The organism is Hafnia psychrotolerans (assembly GCF_014639435.1).
Taxonomy (GTDB): domain Bacteria; phylum Pseudomonadota; class Gammaproteobacteria; order Enterobacterales; family Enterobacteriaceae; genus Ewingella; species Ewingella psychrotolerans.
Window position 1 is genome coordinate 332,985 of record NZ_BMFZ01000004.1, and the last position, 15,630, is coordinate 348,614.

Annotated in this window: 20 protein-coding genes; 8 read left to right on the top strand and 12 right to left on the bottom strand. The window is 41.0% G+C overall.

What is annotated here, in order from left to right:
* The first annotated feature begins 327 nt into the window (after window positions 1-327).
* From aepX to IEV89_RS09880, 4 genes are all read left to right on the top strand, one after another.
* Window positions 328-1,230 (top strand): phosphoenolpyruvate mutase, encoded by a 903-nt coding sequence (gene aepX, locus IEV89_RS09865; RefSeq protein WP_188473025.1) that lies wholly within the window; start codon window positions 328-330, stop codon window positions 1,228-1,230.
* 6 nt (window positions 1,231-1,236) lie between these two features.
* Complete coding sequence (locus IEV89_RS09870) at window positions 1,237-1,890, top strand: GntR family transcriptional regulator (RefSeq protein WP_188473027.1); 654 nt, start codon at window positions 1,237-1,239, stop codon at window positions 1,888-1,890.
* A gap of 71 nt (window positions 1,891-1,961) precedes the next feature.
* Window positions 1,962-3,245 (top strand): diaminobutyrate--2-oxoglutarate transaminase, encoded by a 1,284-nt coding sequence (locus IEV89_RS09875; RefSeq protein WP_188473029.1) that lies wholly within the window; start codon window positions 1,962-1,964, stop codon window positions 3,243-3,245.
* A 17-nt stretch (window positions 3,246-3,262) separates the two neighbouring features.
* The gene (locus IEV89_RS09880; RefSeq protein WP_188473031.1) at window positions 3,263-4,510 is read left to right on the top strand and encodes an MFS transporter; all 1,248 of its coding nucleotides are present in this window, start codon (window positions 3,263-3,265) and stop codon (window positions 4,508-4,510) included.
* Between the two features lie 82 nt (window positions 4,511-4,592).
* Here the strand turns inward: IEV89_RS09880 and IEV89_RS09885 are convergent, their stop codons facing one another.
* Together IEV89_RS09885 and IEV89_RS09890 are read right to left on the bottom strand one after the other, a co-directional pair.
* Window positions 4,593-5,339, bottom strand: a complete 747-nt coding sequence (locus IEV89_RS09885) for a class I SAM-dependent methyltransferase (protein WP_188473032.1) — start codon at window positions 5,337-5,339, stop codon at window positions 4,593-4,595.
* 18 nt (window positions 5,340-5,357) lie between these two features.
* Entirely contained in the window at window positions 5,358-6,491 is a 1,134-nt protein-coding gene (locus IEV89_RS09890) for an NAD/NADP octopine/nopaline dehydrogenase family protein (protein ID WP_188473034.1), read from the bottom strand.
* Between the two features lie 154 nt (window positions 6,492-6,645).
* On the opposite strand from IEV89_RS09890, the gene IEV89_RS09895 reads away from it, so the two are divergent.
* From IEV89_RS09895 to aepY, 4 genes are read left to right on the top strand one after another with little or no spacing between them, the layout of a single operon-like run.
* Complete coding sequence (locus tag IEV89_RS09895) at window positions 6,646-7,140, top strand: discoidin domain-containing protein (protein ID WP_188473036.1); 495 nt, start codon at window positions 6,646-6,648, stop codon at window positions 7,138-7,140.
* A 3-nt stretch (window positions 7,141-7,143) separates the two neighbouring features.
* Window positions 7,144-7,575 (top strand): cupin domain-containing protein, encoded by a 432-nt coding sequence (locus IEV89_RS09900; RefSeq protein WP_188473038.1) that lies wholly within the window; start codon window positions 7,144-7,146, stop codon window positions 7,573-7,575.
* 16 nt (window positions 7,576-7,591) lie between these two features.
* Complete coding sequence (locus IEV89_RS09905) at window positions 7,592-8,278, top strand: HAD family hydrolase (protein ID WP_188473041.1); 687 nt, start codon at window positions 7,592-7,594, stop codon at window positions 8,276-8,278.
* Between the two features lie 45 nt (window positions 8,279-8,323).
* Entirely contained in the window at window positions 8,324-9,439 is a 1,116-nt protein-coding gene (gene aepY / locus IEV89_RS09910) for a phosphonopyruvate decarboxylase (protein WP_188473048.1), read from the top strand.
* A gap of 139 nt (window positions 9,440-9,578) precedes the next feature.
* Here aepY and IEV89_RS09915 read toward each other — a convergent pair whose 3' ends face one another.
* The 10 genes from IEV89_RS09915 to IEV89_RS09955 form a co-directional block, all read right to left on the bottom strand.
* A complete protein-coding gene (locus IEV89_RS09915) occupies window positions 9,579-9,929 on the bottom strand; it encodes a DUF3085 domain-containing protein (protein WP_188473050.1) in 351 nt (116 codons plus the stop codon).
* Window positions 9,930-10,021: 92 nt separating this feature from the next.
* On the bottom strand, window positions 10,022-10,306 hold the full coding sequence (locus IEV89_RS09920; RefSeq protein WP_188473052.1) for a DUF5983 family protein: 285 nt from the start codon (window positions 10,304-10,306) through the stop codon (window positions 10,022-10,024).
* Between the two features lie 49 nt (window positions 10,307-10,355).
* Window positions 10,356-11,282, bottom strand: coding sequence for a DUF1281 domain-containing protein (locus IEV89_RS09925; RefSeq protein ID WP_188473054.1), 927 nt, complete (start codon window positions 11,280-11,282; stop codon window positions 10,356-10,358).
* A gap of 99 nt (window positions 11,283-11,381) precedes the next feature.
* Complete coding sequence (locus IEV89_RS09930; RefSeq protein ID WP_188473056.1) at window positions 11,382-11,669, bottom strand: TA system toxin CbtA family protein; 288 nt, start codon at window positions 11,667-11,669, stop codon at window positions 11,382-11,384.
* Window positions 11,670-11,677: 8 nt separating this feature from the next.
* A complete protein-coding gene (locus IEV89_RS09935) occupies window positions 11,678-12,679 on the bottom strand; it encodes an ArdC family protein (RefSeq protein ID WP_188473058.1) in 1,002 nt (333 codons plus the stop codon).
* Window positions 12,680-12,745: 66 nt separating this feature from the next.
* Complete coding sequence (locus IEV89_RS09940) at window positions 12,746-13,351, bottom strand: hypothetical protein (RefSeq protein WP_229746434.1); 606 nt, start codon at window positions 13,349-13,351, stop codon at window positions 12,746-12,748.
* A gap of 75 nt (window positions 13,352-13,426) precedes the next feature.
* On the bottom strand, window positions 13,427-13,756 hold the full coding sequence (locus IEV89_RS09945) for a hypothetical protein (protein WP_223509844.1): 330 nt from the start codon (window positions 13,754-13,756) through the stop codon (window positions 13,427-13,429).
* Window positions 13,757-13,863: 107 nt separating this feature from the next.
* Window positions 13,864-14,205 (bottom strand): hypothetical protein, encoded by a 342-nt coding sequence (locus IEV89_RS09950; RefSeq protein ID WP_188473061.1) that lies wholly within the window; start codon window positions 14,203-14,205, stop codon window positions 13,864-13,866.
* A 240-nt stretch (window positions 14,206-14,445) separates the two neighbouring features.
* Window positions 14,446-14,571, bottom strand: a complete 126-nt coding sequence (locus IEV89_RS21905; protein WP_268235657.1) for a hypothetical protein — start codon at window positions 14,569-14,571, stop codon at window positions 14,446-14,448.
* 153 nt (window positions 14,572-14,724) lie between these two features.
* Window positions 14,725-15,627, bottom strand: coding sequence for an EamA family transporter (locus IEV89_RS09955; RefSeq protein ID WP_188473063.1), 903 nt, complete (start codon window positions 15,625-15,627; stop codon window positions 14,725-14,727).
* Window positions 15,628-15,630: the final 3 nt, after the last annotated feature.

Sequence of the window (15,630 nt, forward strand, 5' to 3'; positions counted from 1 at the left end):
AAATAACTTATGGGGTATTTTTATCTAAACCCGATTTATTAAACAACCTCATACATTAAATACGTTAGCGTTTTTTACATTTGGAACCTTTATGTTTTGAACAAAAAAAATCAAATAGTTCATTTTGGGATTGCATATGGAACATAACTAACTGTGGAATATAGATTAATAAAGGTTTAATTAAAATATAATAAAATTGAAACACACAGGTGCACATTGAGATCATAAAAATTTTTTACATATATAAACATTATTTTTTTTGATAAAACAAAAAATTTACTTATATTTACTTAATACGCAAATAAAAAACAAACCAGAGGTAAACATATGAAACAACAGTTAAAATCAAAGAAAGACAAAGATTCCCAGCTGAAAAAAGCAATTTTATCATCTGAAATAACCTTCGCTATGGAAGCCCATGATGCAATTTCTGCACTTATATCTCAAAGGGCTGGTTTTGAAATTCTATGGGCATCTGGATTAACCATTTCAACATCTTTAGGTTACCGTGATGCAAATGAAGCTACTTGGCTGCATACAGCAGAAGTTGTAGAAAGAATGGCAGACGCTGTAAGTACCCCTATATTAGTAGATGTTGATAGCGGATACGGTAATTTTAATAATGCACGTATTTCGGTGAAAAAGATATTTGAAAGGGGTGCTTCAGGAGTATGTATTGAGGACAAAGAATTCCCTAAAATGAATTCTTTTGTAGGAAATAAACACCCACTTGCAGAGATAAATGAATTTTGCGGGAGAATAAAAGCAATAAAAGATCATGTACCTAATAGTGATTTTGTTTTAGTAGCCAGAATAGAGGCTCTCATAGCAGGGCATTCAGAATCTGAGGCTTTGGATAGAGCTCATGCATATATAGAAGCCGGTGCGGATAGTATACTAATACACTCAAGAAAGTCCAACGCTGACGAAATACTATCATTTTCAGAAAAATGGGATAATAAAGCACCTCTTGTTATAGTTCCAACTAAATACTACAACACACCAATTGAAAAATATAGAGATGCAAAGATTTCAACAGTAATCTGGGCCAATCATAATTTAAGAGCGTCAATAAGTGCAATGACAGAACTTTGCAACCGAATTTATAGAGATGAGAATATTATTAGTTCAGAAGATAAAATAGCGACACTAAATGAAGTCTTTGAGCTATTAAATTACAAAGAACTTGAACTATCAGAAAGCAGTTTTCTTGATAAAAATAAGGAATGATTCTCAATGGAAAACTTATCAAAAAGAAGTAAAGTTGATGCGGCTTATCTCAAGCTTAAAGGATATGTCAATAGTGGTGCATTTCACTCTGATAAACACCTCCAACCACACGAATTAGCAGACATTCTTAAAATAAGTGCTACCCCTATAAGAGATGCTCTCGCACGACTGGCTAACGAGAAAATGGTATCATATATTCCTGGCCATGGATATTTTGGTAAAAGATATGATATTATGGAGCAAGAGGAATTACATGGTTTAGCAGACATGATTTTAATAGCTTGTTTGAAAAAAAATGAATCGTGGAAAGATGAATATAAAATACTAATAGAGCTATATAAAAAGGACGATCTACTTTCAATACTAGATATTTATCAATATATTTCCTCAAAAAGCAATAATAAGCAAATAATTGAAATAATGGAGAATTACTCTGACAGAGTCCGATTCATCTATATAACCATTTTCTCAACAAAGAGTCATAATGATGACATAAATAAAGAATTTTTAAATTTCATAAAAGATACAAAGTCAGGAGAAAAACCAGATTTAATTTCATCTTTCGAGTCACATAGAAAAAAAATATTTTTATTAATCCCTGCAGGTGTTAAAGGAACCTTTTTAGATCAAAATGCCAGCCGCTTTAAAAAAATATACTGATCATTGCAAAGAAATGAAGTTATTCTGTATGAATAACCCCTCAAAATTTAATAAAGACGAGGTTTGCAAAAATGGATCTTGAAGGTACTGAAACTTTTCCTGATGATTATAAGTATGGAACTATAAAATTAGAATCAAATGTGAGGACTATGTCGACAGATTTTTTTGAAACTATCTCACAAGCTCACGGCCCTTATTTTAAAACCTTACAAAACCATGAATACTTTGATTTAACATCTGGTGCAGGAGCCATGAACTACGGATTTAGCCATAAACTGATGAAAGAGGAGCTAATAAAGTACATTAAGAGTGATGGAATAACAAATTCACTAGACTACTTTACAACGTCACGTGAAAAGTTTATGAAAAGTTTCAATAAAAATATCCTTTCCCCAAGAAATTTAAAATATTCTATCCAATTTACAGGCCCAACTGGTGCAAATTCTGTAGAAGCAGCATTAAAACTAGCACGCAAAATTACAAAGAGAAAAAATGTAGCGGCCTTTACCGGTGCATACCACGGACTATCTCTTGGAGCCTTATCGGCCTCTTCAAATGACTATTTAAGAAAAACATCGGAAAACTTACTAGATGGCATAGTTCGACTGCCATATGATGGTTATTTTTCTGAAGGTAGCAATGCAGTAGGTCAGTTACGAAAAATTTATTCTGACCCAGCCAGTGGATATGATAAACCTGCAGCATTTATTGTTGAAACAATTCAGGGCAAAGGAGGAATGAGAACAGCAAGCCAGGAATGGCTAAGAGGAGTACAGCAACTAGCCAAAGATCTCGGAAGTCTTTTTATCATCGATGATATATTTGCGGGCGGAGGTAGAACAGGAGACTTTTTTAGCTGGGAAAAAATGGGTTTAAGTCCGGATATTGTTTGCTTATCTAAGTCTGTAAGTGGTTACGGACTCCCACTTTCTTTACTACTTATAAAACCTGAGTCAGATTTATGGTCGCCAGGTGAGCATGCAGGAACATTTAGAGGAAATTCTCATGCGTTTGTTACAGGTAGTATTGCATCCGAATTATGGAGTAACCCACGCTTTATCAAAAACATTTCCGAACTAATTTATTGTATTGAGGGTAGCCTCGGAGAAATCCATCATATGTCTCATGGGGAAGTTAATTTAGTCGGGAGAGGATTAATGCGGGGATTAAAATTTAACAACTTTGAACTAACAAAGAAAATAATTCTTCTTCTAAGAAATGAAGGTATTTATACATCAGCATGTGGTGGAAATAATGAGGTTTTAAAGATTTTACCTCCATTAATAACAGAAGTAAGTATTTTACTTGATGTTCTAGACAGAGTTAAACGTGCATTAATAAAAATTAAATATTGATATAAGGCCTAACCTTTATGAGAAATAGGAAGAATTATAATCACGCCGAAATAGAAAATGAAAAAAATAACTCAAAAATCGCCCTAATAATTTCCACTTCAGGGTTTGGATTGACACAAATAATAGGCTGGGGAACTATTTTCTATCCTCCAGCAATTATTTCGTCACAGATAGGAGTAGCAGTTGGTTTAACAGAGGAGCATGTTTACTTCGGGATAACAATCATGATGTTAGTTGGTGCCTTATCCTCACCTAAGCTTGGTAAAATAATTGATAAACATGGAGCTCGCACGCCAATAATATTAGGTTGTTTAATAACTGCATTATCCCTTTTACTTATGGCAGTTGTAAATAATCCATATTCTTTTTGGGTTAGTTGGGCTTTACTAGGTTTAGCCTCTCCCTTAGTTATTACCAGTGGAGCATATACAGCTTTAGTTCAAGTAACCGGTAACAATGCTCGGAAAGCCGTATCAGCGTTATCATTATTTAGCGGGTTCTCTTCAACACTTTTTTATCCAGCCACACATTATTTAGTATTACATTATGGATGGCGAGAAATGTATGTTATCTATGCAACACTCCATCTTTTAATATGCATGCCGATTTTTATTAAACTTTTACCAAAAGAATATAACAAAAAAATAGTTAATGAAAAAACAACAACTACAAAAACCACACCAAACAACACTAATTTAATTTTAATCAATTTCTTTATATTGATACTAGTAAATACTATGATATCTGCAGGATTAACCCTCCATCTTTATAAACTATTTGGATTGCTGGGCCTGTCAACAAGTGTCGCTGTTTTTGCAGTTTCGTTGACAGGACCAACTCAGGTCATTGGAAGAATAATTGAACTAACTACTGGTAGAAATCACTCACCTTTGAGCACCGCATTATTTTCCACAATAATTCAAGTGATTTCTTTTGTTATTATAATATATGTTAATTCGTCTAAAGTCATCTGGCTTTTCATTATATTATATGGATTATCTAATGGCCTAATGACTATCGTGAGGGTAGCATTACCATTAATACTTTTTGGTTCTAAGGATTATGGACGCTCATCGGGAATTATTAATTTTGGATTCTCCCTGACAAATGCTATAGCACCTGTTGCCTTTGCTAACATAATTGAAAATTATGGAGCAAAAGTTATATTTGTTATATGCCTAATCCTTTCATTTTTTTCATTTTCAACGTGTTTACTTTTAAAGTATTTATTCAACCAATTAATAAAACCCAAGAACGAGAGTTAACACCGGGAAAATTATAGTGATGAATAGTTTTGTGACTGCATAACCATTTGAATTAAAAACCTCCTCATAGGAGGTTTTTAATTCATCGTTTAGTCAACTTTGATGTGATGGTCAACTCGAGTCCTGAAAAATCCCCCTCAATAAGTTCATCATTATCCTCCATACTAACCACCTCGAAACCTTTACTTTCCAAAATGTACCTAAGTTCCTCAGGGAAAAATAATCGATATGAGAAATTATCAATGGCAATTTCCGCATTGGAAACTGTCCAGTTTCTAATGCGTTTTATTTGTTGATTTTTCCTATCTAAAATAAAGATAGATTTACCGCATGTATTACTGCCTTCAATATCAATTGTAACTTCGTGAGCTAATTCTTTTATGTCTTTTCCTAAAAATCGTGCTCCATTCCAAAGATTTATAATTAATAGACCATCATCTTCCAGATGAGAAGTAACATTATCCAAAAAAGCATTTAATTTTTGATTGGAAGTAAAACATGAAAGAACATTTCCTAGTGATAATATCACCTCAAATTTCTGGTTGAGTTTGACAGTGCATACATCCTCTAAAATAAATGTTGCAGAACCGTTCCTTTTTGCAAAATTTATCATATCTCTGTTAATATCAACAGCCGTGACATCCACACCTAGAGATGAAAATGCGTTTGACTCACGACCAAGGCCACATCCAAAGTCAGCAAGGCATGATGGTAGTTCGCCTAAATAACGCTGGATCTTAATAAGGCACATCTTTATCCTCTGATTATTGACATCAGGATAAACTTTTTCATAGAGTTCAGGGTTAGAATATAAAAAATTTTCATTCATCTTATACTAACCTTAATATCAATTACCATATGGCCAGTTAGTAGGGAAATATTCTAAGGAAGATGGCTTTTCTCCTCCTAGAAATTCCTTACTCCATTCATATATTTCTTTTAAAAAAGGAACATCAATATTCATTCGATTTGCTAACTCTATGACTATTGGCATTCCAAAATAAACATCCTCGTGAATTCCAGCATGGTCCATTTTAAAAAGATAACCGTCACCACTAGATTGCTTAATCATAGGAACATATGATTGAAAAGCTGTGCAAGTGCGAAATGTGGACATCAATGTTCTTGGATCGTCAATTAAAGAATTATACTGATCTACAAGTTTACCATGAAGGGTTCCGGCGCCTGAAAGATCTTTAGATATTAAATTTTCTATTGAAGAAATAATTTTCTGTTGCTCCTCATCGCATTTTGTTAGGAAATAAGCTGAAAGCTCTGAGAGATCTCGCCACCACCTGAAACGTTCCTTAAACGGTTTACCATCCCATTGAGAGTATGGCCCCATATTTGCGTATAGCACACATGGGTGAATAAAACCAAGTGGGCTAAGTGTCATTTCAAGGAAGCTATTTAATATGATTGTTTCTTGAGGAAATAATATTTTCAAAATTCCCACAGTTTCATATTTTTGAATATCGGTAGTATTTTCTCCAAAACCTAAATATAACTTATCTTTAAAGCCACCAAAATCCACACTCTTACCAACATCCATTGTTGGACTTGTTGCGGGAACCCCCCTTAGGCCCCATACAACTACATTTTTTTTATCCTTTAAATATTTATTCAAAAGCCAATCGAACCCGCTGCAAGCAGGTATCGCACCTATATATATTTTTTTATCAGAGGGTAGATTTTTAGCAAATTTTTCAATGACTTCAGGACGTCCATTCGAGGTTTGAGTAAAAATAACGACCTCCGTTTCCGGTATTAGATCCTCAATATTTTCACTAATTCTGTCTGGTTTACCAACTGCTATAACATTGGAATCTGAGACAAGTGAAATTCCTGACTCAGGCATAACCCTCTTGATTATTTCAGCTTTTCTTGTGTGCCAAAACACGTTCACACCTGGAATTTTCTTTAATAAAACAGTATATAGATGACCTGTGCGCCCACCGCCAGATATTAGTACATTAATCATCAAAACCTCCTATTTGAATTAAAATTTAGTCGTCAATAAAACATATTACTAATGATTAATTATTTCAAAATTATTTAATGTTTATATTTAATTAATTTTGAAATAATAAAGATAATTGATGCTATGCTTCCTTTAACTATTACCGGAGGCTTAAATGAATAGTGAAAGCAACTCATCATCATTAGTTATCAATTCTAAAATTTATAGTTTAATTACAACTTGTAGAGTTACCGCTTCTTCGGGTTGCCACAGATATCCATATTGGAATGAACAATTTCTTTTCGACGGCAGATCTGACACTGGTTGGTGCACACCTAGTAGAACTAGGGAGCAACTAGAATTTATCAATGTGGATCTTGGCACTACTTCTCCAATAAATAAAATACGACTACTTTCACGTTCCATCAATAAAAATGCCGGGCTTCCAGAGAAAATAATCATTAGAAAATACATCGATGGATTAGTACTTGCTGTATTAGAAATTGGTGAGCAGGAAATATCCACTTGGTACGAATGGGAAACCCCTGACATATATGGGCCAGATTTATACATTGAATTTGATCAAATAAAAATACGGCCTGAAGGTAAATATTTCCTCCAATTTATGTGTTTGGAGTTTTATACAAAAAATTTTAAACTTGAGGTGTAACCTATGAAAATGCTTCAGCTAAATCTTAATATTGACAATCTTGATCAAGTAACAAAATTCGGTGCGTTAGGGGAGAGTGGCCTCGTCGGTTCTTATTGGATATTAACCCCAAGACAAGAAATGGTTCCCTATTTTCTTCCAACTGAAGACCTCGTATACTTTGTTCTTACAGGAACCGGTGTAGTTTATACTTTTGATAAAACAAAAGTCTCGAATATATATCTTTACACCCCAAGACCTAATGAAACTGTTATACCTTCCCCTAAATATAAAGATATTGATTCTGCTGTTAAATCAAAAAATATTATATCATCCAGTGAAATATTTCATATTACACCTGGTGTGATGCACTCTATTTGCAATGAAGGTAAAGAAAATTTAGTTTTGTTTTCAGTTCATTCCAACACTCATAATTGTGTTTACACCTCAAGATAATTTAAGGGAATACACTATGGAAATTGAACATAAATATCCAGGAATTATTTTTGACCTATACTCAACTTTAGTTTTCGAAGATCGAAACAATGCGTTTTACAAAAAAATGCTAAATAATCTTAATTTAAACAAAGAATTCATGACTGTTTATAAAGAAACTGGCCGTGATTCGATGAGTGGAAATGTTGATGGTATGGTTGAAAGAATTTCACTAGCTTGTCAACGCAGTTATGTAGACATTAGTCATAAAAAAATATCTGATTTTGTGGATAAAAACATCCATTTATTTAATAACTCCGTACATCTCTACAATGATACTATTACCACACTACAGACCCTAAGAGACTATGGGTATCAACTATCAATGATTTCTAATGCGTCATCTTATACAAAACCTATTATAAGAAAACTAAAAATCAATAAATACCTCGATGAAATAACTTTATCCTGCGATGTAAAAACAATGAAGCCTGACTCTTCCATATATTTTAAACATTGCGTAAAAATCAAACACTCCCCTAGCTCTTGTATCTATGTCGGAGATGGAGGAGATAATGAACTTTTGGGTGCGAAAAACCTAGGCATGTTAACGATTATTATTGACCGTGAACTTCCTCATACTAAGCTCGCAAAAGAAAGCGCGGACTTTCACCTGCACAACTTATCTCAACTACCTGAAGTAGTTAACCAGTTGAATAAATAAACCAACTCTACTCAACATTACGAAAAACAAAAATTGGATTATATCATGCCTATTTCTACATCTAAATTGCGCGACCTACTATTAACTAGCGGATTCAATTTTTTCTGTGGAGTACCTTGTTCTTATTTAACAGGTTTAATTAATGGTATTATTAGTGATGATAATTGCAAGTACATAGGGGCAACAAGTGAGGGAGAAGCTATTGGCTTAGCCTCAGGTGCATGGCTAGCAGGTAAGAACCCTGTTGTTATTATGCAAAACTCTGGATTAGGGAACGCGGTAAACCCTTTAACATCATTGACTTTTCCATTTTCAATTCCATTACTGCTTTTCGTATCTTGGAGAGGTGAGCCTGGGCGTCAAGATGAACCTCAGCATGAACTAATGGGAAAAATAACACCCGATCTATTAGAGTCCATGAATATTGAATACAGTTTCGTCCCAAGTAACTTTCAAGATATGTATGACATTCTCCAGCGAGCCTTGCACGCTATCATGCAAGAAAGACGCAGCTTTGCTATTATAGTACAAGAAGATGCATTACAAGATGACTGTGGTACTTTAACTATAGAAGATAACAAACATCTTAGCGGTAAATTATCTCGCTATGCCGCCTTGGAGATAATACAAAAAAAATACCCAAAAAAAATCCCTATTATAGCTACCACTGGTAAAACGGGTCGTGAACTTTACACAATCGGTGATAGAGACAATCAGCTTTACATGGTTGGATCAATGGGATGCGCATCAGCTGTTGCAGCTGGTCTTTCCTTGAATTTAATAAGCAAAGTATTAGTGATTGATGGCGATGGAGCAGCTCTAATGAAAGCCGGAAATATGGCCACCATTGGTTCATTGAATATAAAAAACCTTATACACATCATTCTGGATAATGGTACTCATGACTCAACCGGTGGCCAGTTAACGGTTTCAAAAAATATAGATTTTTGTGGCATAGCTAAGGCTATGGGCTACCCTTTTGTATATGAATGCAACACTATGCATGAGTTGCAAAATGCGATTAGCGAAAGCTTACTAAATAATGGCGCAACATTTATTCGTTGTCACATTTTGCCAGGCTCAGTTTATCCTTTGGGTAGACCAAAACTCAAACCGGTTGAGGTGGCAAATCGATTTAAAAAAAGCTTGACAGTTAATTAGGTATTAACCATATCTCGCGCACTAGCTCTTCTATTTTTTGTGTGGGATTGAATAAAGGGGGAATATGCCCTGAAGGGGATATTTCCCCTTCAGGATGGTAAGTGATGCGGAATGACGTTCCGCTTATGTTATCGAATTATTAATGCTCAATATAACCTGCACGTAATTGCGTTTCGGACACATCAATGAATACGTCACATCCCTTATTAATGACCTCTTCCAGGAAGGTGCCCCAAAAATCGTTTCCAAGAACCTCCCCAAAGTCATCGCCGCCCACTTCGAGATAAGCGTTTTCATACCAGTCTTCGTTTTCAGTTAAGCGGGGATCAAAACCTTCCGCATAGGCGATATGCAGCCTGCGGCCTTTTCTGAATTCGCCCTTTTCAGCCATCAGGTAAATGCCCTCATCTTTCACGAAAAGCATGTTCCCTCCTTTTTCCTGCAACTCTTCCATCACAGGTTTCAGAACGGCATTTTTGAACAACAGCATGATTTTCACCTTCATAAATTATGGGGAAAATCCTCCCGGGGGATGATTTCCCCCAGGGGTTTGTTTAACGCGATATCGGATATAGCCCGGACTTACCAGTCATGAACGGCAAACCCGGACAGTACCTCACCACAGCAGTCAAAATGAACGAGCGAAACATTAAGCCGCTTCATCAGTACGTAGGTCAGACGGCGCGCATCTTTTGAAAACCCCCGCTTCTTTAACTCCAGCAGCGGGAAGTTATAGGCACTCAGCCTGACTACATAGCCGGTACCCGTCAGGTGGATCCACTCGGCATCCCCCCACTCGCAGCGCTGATGACCAAGACGATGAAATATTTCTGCGTCTTGCTCAGTCAGGTGCGCCGTACTGCACACGACTTACTGGTAAAGTTCCACAGGTTGCACATCGTTGATAGTGGCCATGTTAAGCATCCCTCGCCGGTGACGCATTTGTCTGCTCCTGAACAGGCAGCGCCTCCGGCGGGAAAGCCATCAGAGGAGCCGAAAACGGCCCCGCCCCGTACTTCCCGCTGTCAACATGGTCTCCGCGGTCATAACAGTCATAACCCAGGACACCGTTGACCGGCTCCTGGTACCAGTGGCGGATCTCACAGTCAAACACGGCCGAGAGTTCCCCCATCAGCTCGCTGGAAGGCGGATATGACGGTGAATCAAACTCCAGGCGCAAACAGTTTATACGTTCACGATGCCAGAGAACGTTGTGACCACACGGCCACTCCATCCCGTGGATACGACTGTACAAACTGCCCGTGCTGGACATGCCTGCCAGCAGGCGGCTGTTGCCGTTGAGTTCCGCCGCAAGCCGGGAAGGAATAATCATCAGCATGTCACAGTGACAGGCACGCTCAGGTCTCCTCCCCAGTTTCTCCCAACACTCTCCACCGTCGATATGGGGTGACCAGGTGGCCACACCAAACCAGTCAACGTACTGCCGGGTCATCAGCTGCGCCATTATCTGGCGTGCGGCCAGCGGGAAAGTTTCCCACCGAACAGCACTGAGCCCTGACTGCGTCCAGATACGGTCAATTTGTCTGACGGTATCCGGATTAAGTACGGCATCTTTCTGCAGCAACTCCAGCCAGTGATGGAAAGCCAGGTTGGAGGCGATAGCCGGCCCAGTTCCGTGTGAGACCAACCCCGGGTAAGGGGGATATTCCACACTTTTCACCGGCTTAAGCACCCCGGCTGAGCCTGCCAGAAACAGCTGAATGCTCTGTTGTACGGCGTAGCGGTATAGCGGCACCTCATCGCCGGTAACCCACTGCAGCATGACGTCGATAAACACGGAACGGCCTGTGATTTCCAGGCGGTTTTTGCACCATTCAAACATCGTTACTTCTCCTCTTCAGACTATAAAAGAGGGAGCCGCCCCATCGGGGGAGGTCTCCCCCGATGGGTGGTTTACAGGTTAAGTCGGGTCAGCCCCGGATCACGGGTGACTGATAATCCCGAGTGTGGCACCAGCCTCAAGGCCAGCAATCAGCTCATCGGCTGCACTCAGATAAGGCGAGCGTGGCAGGTAAGCAGAGTCGTTAAGGTGTGTCAGGTGATACTTATCCACCAGGTCATTAATAGCTTCAAAGGGCTTCACGCCCGCTTTTTGCAACGCTGCCACACAGGCGTCGTCGCATAAATCGGTATCATTCAACGTCAGGCCATAGTGCCTGGCCAGCAGCGCCGATGCGGTGGCCTGCCAGAATTGTGGTGTCTGCATCATTGTCTCCTTCAGGCCACTTTTGAGGCCGTTGATAATGCCTGTGAGTCAGTCGTCAGAGTTAACAAAAACTCTGACGCTTCCCGCGCCTGCCGGCATGCCCGGAACAGCTCTCTTTTGTCTTCTTTGAGGGCCTTCAGCCAGCCACTGACGTAGCTTTCATGCTGCACCTCACCGTAAACGCCAAGTTCTGCGCAGAGGAAGGCGCTGCCCATCTCGGCAATCAGCTCCTCAAACGCATATACCGGATCCCCGAATTTTCGGGTCGATAAAGTTATTCCCTCCCGGTTTAACCGCTTTTGATGCCCACTCGCATGCACCAGTTCGTGAAGTAACGTGGACCAGTAATCAGCCTCAGTAAAAAACTGCCCGGAGGTGGGCATCACTATCTGATCCACCACCGGCCGGTAATAGGCACGGTTTTGCTCCAGAAAGTTGACGGCTACTCCGCTCGCGTTGACTATTTCCATCACCCGGTTCATCACCGGTACAGAAACCGTCTCCGCTTCTTCTTCAGTCATCAATGTGGCCGGTTCACCGGAAAGCGCCGCCGGCAGACCGTCGCACTGCTGGGTGTTAAACAGCTGCAGAGGTCTGAGCATTGTCCTGGACTCCATGACGGGATTGCCATCATCGTTAGTAAGTTTGGCGCCCTGCTTATCTTCAGCCTGGACTTCAAAAGGTTTGAAAATCACAGCAAGACTGCAGGTCTCTCCCGGGCGGACGTGTCCGCCCGCGAGTTGCGCCTGCCGGAAGGTGAGCCAGCGGTCAGAGCTAAACCCACGCTCCTCCGCCGCCATCCAAAGCAGTGGAATATTTATCCCGCTGTAGGCTTTGCCTGTTGTGGCATTCGCCGGCAGGCAGTTGCCCGCCCTCTTTTGAGCTGCACGCCAGGGTTTACGCCATGGCGCGGTGCCTTTCTCAAGAGCCGCAACGATTTTGTCAGTGACCTGCTGATACAGGTCTGCACGTTCAGTTTTGGGTGCCCTGCGGGCTGAGGTATGTTTTTTCATGGGATAAACCTTATAAAAGGCGTATCCCGGCCAGCGGCGGGATACGCCACTGGGAGTGAATGAAAATTAATGTGTGAAATAAGGGGTGATAATGTCCCCCGTCGGTGTCACCGAACTGATACGGTCTTTGAGCCGGGAGAACGCGCGAACAAATTGTTCGTGGTCAGCCGGTTTTGCCCGTTTGCAATCGGTCCGGATAACGTCATCGAGCACATACAGTGCTGCCAGGCGCCACGCTGCTTTCTCCCGCTGACCTACGCAGGCATGAAAGTGTTTATGCGACTGATCAAACATCCGTTCGATACCGTTTCGGAACTCTGCGACCGGGATAAAGACTTTTTCCGGAGGCCGGGTTTCACTCCGTACGGTTGAAATCAGGGGCGTCACAAAGAAGTCATGATGTTCGTTGAGTATCGCCTCCCTCGTGGTGTGACTGATAAAGAAGGTGAAGGAATAGTCGATGCCTGGAAGCAGTTCGCTAATCTTTTCTTCCCATCCATTGTCTCGTCGGGGATCGAAACCCTCGGCATAAGCCATGTTCATATACCCGGGTTGTTTTTCATCCTCAACCCGGATGTAAAAGCCGTAGCCGTTTTCCAACGTGATCGGTTTATTCAGGCCGGACGGGAGAGTTAATACCTTACGCAGAGAAGCGGAAGTAAAACGGAACATGATAAATACTCCTGTGGTTAACAGGAGAAACTTCCCGGGAGGAAGTCTCTCCGGGAAGCATGGTCAAATAAGGAATTACGCGACGTTTTTAGCATCATCGCTAAAACGATAACGGTACAAAGCCAGATCGCGGGCCATTATTCGTGCCGCTTTCATGGCCTGACGTGCAGATCGCCATTGGCCGCAGGTACCAAAACCCTGCACCTTCCAATCGCGGGAACTGCACCCCGTACGACACGCTATCCTGGCGGTAAACTGCCCCTTGCCGTTTCGAATCACCTCGGGACGAAAACTCAGGTGCCCCGTACGGTTAGTGAACCAGTCGTTGTCGTTCTGCCCAAGCACAGCAGAACAATGTGCCAGGACATCGGACGCCTTCTGTAAAATTGAAATGATGATTTTCATGGTGTTTCTCCTGCAGTTGAGCGGAGAAACCTTTACCCATGCGGGGAAAGTTTTCCCCGCATGGGTGGTCAGTTAGGTTGTCCTGTCAGGACATGGGTGAAGCGCAATTAATAATAGTAAACAGCCTCGACGCCTTTACGGAAACCATAGTTCCAGGCATGTTCATCTGTGGTGTGGCCAAGAAGGACGAGCTCGGTCACATACTTTTGAAAAAGATAATCAGGTATCAGGCCGGACTCGCAAGCATGACCAAGCTGTTCAGCAATCCAAATTATTTCCCAGGTTCGTGATGGGAAGCCGTCAGCATCGACGTCATCCGCAATACCACAACGTTCCAGCGCACGTATCGACAGTAATGCCGTTTCAATGTCTGAAACCAGCACGATGAAATCGACAGTTGAACGTGTACACGCATGGATACGCCCGACAGTGATGTCGTATGAAGACATGGTAAAATCCTCGAAGTAAAGGGGTACCATGCCCGCAGGGAGCAAAGTCCCGGCAGAGTAAAAAATGTGAAAAGCTAGATGGCAAAACACCGTGAGGTAGAGCGAAAAGAGTAAAACGTGTGAAGTGAGCCTTAACCCGAAGGTCTCTGTTTGCAAAGGTTAACAGATTTAACACCGCCCGAAAGCGCCATCTCTCAGGTCATGATGGCATTGGCATGTGATCACCCGAAGGCGTCCCTCTCAAATCACCGGAACATTGGCAGTTGTCAGAGACAACGTTAGCAAATTAATCGTACACAATCCGCGCATGCTCAGCAATACCATCCATCCCAAAATTTTCCACAGGATAGGGGATGAGTTAGCCATTACAATGCAACATCCTGACGTGAGCCAGCCCCCAATCAGCCTCCAGTTTCTATCTTCTGCTTTTATGAGGACGTTCCCGTTAATCGTCCTTAACACCGCTGCACAGTTTGAGAGCTAATCACCTTCAAATTGACGTCCCTGCTGAAAACATTTTTAATAGGCTCTTCGATTAGACGTTAACAAACCGCCAAACACATTCACCAACAAACCGGCAATGATGATCAGAGCCCCGATAAGCTGTTGGGAGGACAGCTCTTCACCAAGTATTAACGCGGCGCTGAGAATGCCAACAACGGGTACGAGTAATGACAGCGGTGCAATACGCCAGGTTTCATAGCGGACTAATAAAGTTCCCCAGATTGCGTAGCTGAGGATGGTGGCAACAAACGCCAGATAAATCAGAGCCAGGATGGTTTGGCCATTTATATTCAATAAGCTATAGCTGATTGCCGCTTTTCCTTCAAACAGCCATGAGCAGGCGAAAAAAGGCACTATCGGCACTAATGCACTCCAAACAACCAATGATATTATTGGCACCTGGCGATCACGCATGATCACTTTGTTTGTAATATTGCCCACCCCCCATGAGAGTGCAGCAGCCAGTGTCAGCATCATTGCAGTCAGCCTGATACCTCCAGCGACCTGACCTTGCACACCTGCTGCAGCCAACATAAACAAGCCTATAGCAGCAATAAAAATTCCGGTGATATGATTCCATTTTAGTTTTTCGCCGAGTATCAACGCGCCTAACAAAATGGTAAAGAAAGCCTGTGCTTGTATCACTAATGATGCCAATCCTGCAGGCATACCCATTTTGATCGCCATAAATAAAAAGGCAAACTGACCAAAGCTGATGGTCATTCCATACGCCACTAACCAGCGGAGCTGTATTTTCGGCGCCTTGACAAAAAAGATTGCCGGGAATACAACCAGTGCAAAACGCAAGCCAGCCAATAAAAATGGTGGCATAGTATGAAGTCCAACCTTAATAATCACAAAATTAACTCCCCAAGCTACAATTACACAGAGAGCCAATAGCGTATCTCTAAACGACATTAT

What these genes read in the sequence shown, in the direction of transcription:
- aepX (WP_188473025.1), top strand. Translation starts at nt 328, where the DNA reads ATGAAACAACAGTTAAAATCAAAGAAAGACAAAGATTCCCAGCTGAAA.
- IEV89_RS09870 (WP_188473027.1), top strand. Translation starts at nt 1,237, where the DNA reads ATGGAAAACTTATCAAAAAGAAGTAAAGTTGATGCGGCTTATCTCAAG.
- IEV89_RS09875 (WP_188473029.1), top strand. Translation starts at nt 1,962, where the DNA reads ATGGATCTTGAAGGTACTGAAACTTTTCCTGATGATTATAAGTATGGA.
- IEV89_RS09880 (WP_188473031.1), top strand. Translation starts at nt 3,263, where the DNA reads ATGAGAAATAGGAAGAATTATAATCACGCCGAAATAGAAAATGAAAAA.
- IEV89_RS09885 (WP_188473032.1), bottom strand. Translation starts at nt 5,339, where the DNA reads ATGAATGAAAATTTTTTATATTCTAACCCTGAACTCTATGAAAAAGTT.
- IEV89_RS09890 (WP_188473034.1), bottom strand. Translation starts at nt 6,491, where the DNA reads ATGATTAATGTACTAATATCTGGCGGTGGGCGCACAGGTCATCTATAT.
- IEV89_RS09895 (WP_188473036.1), top strand. Translation starts at nt 6,646, where the DNA reads ATGAATAGTGAAAGCAACTCATCATCATTAGTTATCAATTCTAAAATT.
- IEV89_RS09900 (WP_188473038.1), top strand. Translation starts at nt 7,144, where the DNA reads ATGAAAATGCTTCAGCTAAATCTTAATATTGACAATCTTGATCAAGTA.
- IEV89_RS09905 (WP_188473041.1), top strand. Translation starts at nt 7,592, where the DNA reads ATGGAAATTGAACATAAATATCCAGGAATTATTTTTGACCTATACTCA.
- aepY (WP_188473048.1), top strand. Translation starts at nt 8,324, where the DNA reads ATGCCTATTTCTACATCTAAATTGCGCGACCTACTATTAACTAGCGGA.
- IEV89_RS09915 (WP_188473050.1), bottom strand. Translation starts at nt 9,929, where the DNA reads ATGCTGTTGTTCAAAAATGCCGTTCTGAAACCTGTGATGGAAGAGTTG.
- IEV89_RS09925 (WP_188473054.1), bottom strand. Translation starts at nt 11,282, where the DNA reads ATGTTTGAATGGTGCAAAAACCGCCTGGAAATCACAGGCCGTTCCGTG.
- IEV89_RS09930 (WP_188473056.1), bottom strand. Translation starts at nt 11,669, where the DNA reads ATGATGCAGACACCACAATTCTGGCAGGCCACCGCATCGGCGCTGCTG.
- IEV89_RS09935 (WP_188473058.1), bottom strand. Translation starts at nt 12,679, where the DNA reads ATGAAAAAACATACCTCAGCCCGCAGGGCACCCAAAACTGAACGTGCA.
- IEV89_RS09940 (WP_229746434.1), bottom strand. Translation starts at nt 13,351, where the DNA reads ATGTTCCGTTTTACTTCCGCTTCTCTGCGTAAGGTATTAACTCTCCCG.
- IEV89_RS09945 (WP_223509844.1), bottom strand. Translation starts at nt 13,756, where the DNA reads ATGAAAATCATCATTTCAATTTTACAGAAGGCGTCCGATGTCCTGGCA.
- IEV89_RS09950 (WP_188473061.1), bottom strand. Translation starts at nt 14,205, where the DNA reads ATGTCTTCATACGACATCACTGTCGGGCGTATCCATGCGTGTACACGT.
- IEV89_RS21905 (WP_268235657.1), bottom strand. Translation starts at nt 14,571, where the DNA reads ATGGCTAACTCATCCCCTATCCTGTGGAAAATTTTGGGATGGATGGTA.
- IEV89_RS09955 (WP_188473063.1), bottom strand. Translation starts at nt 15,627, where the DNA reads ATGTCGTTTAGAGATACGCTATTGGCTCTCTGTGTAATTGTAGCTTGG.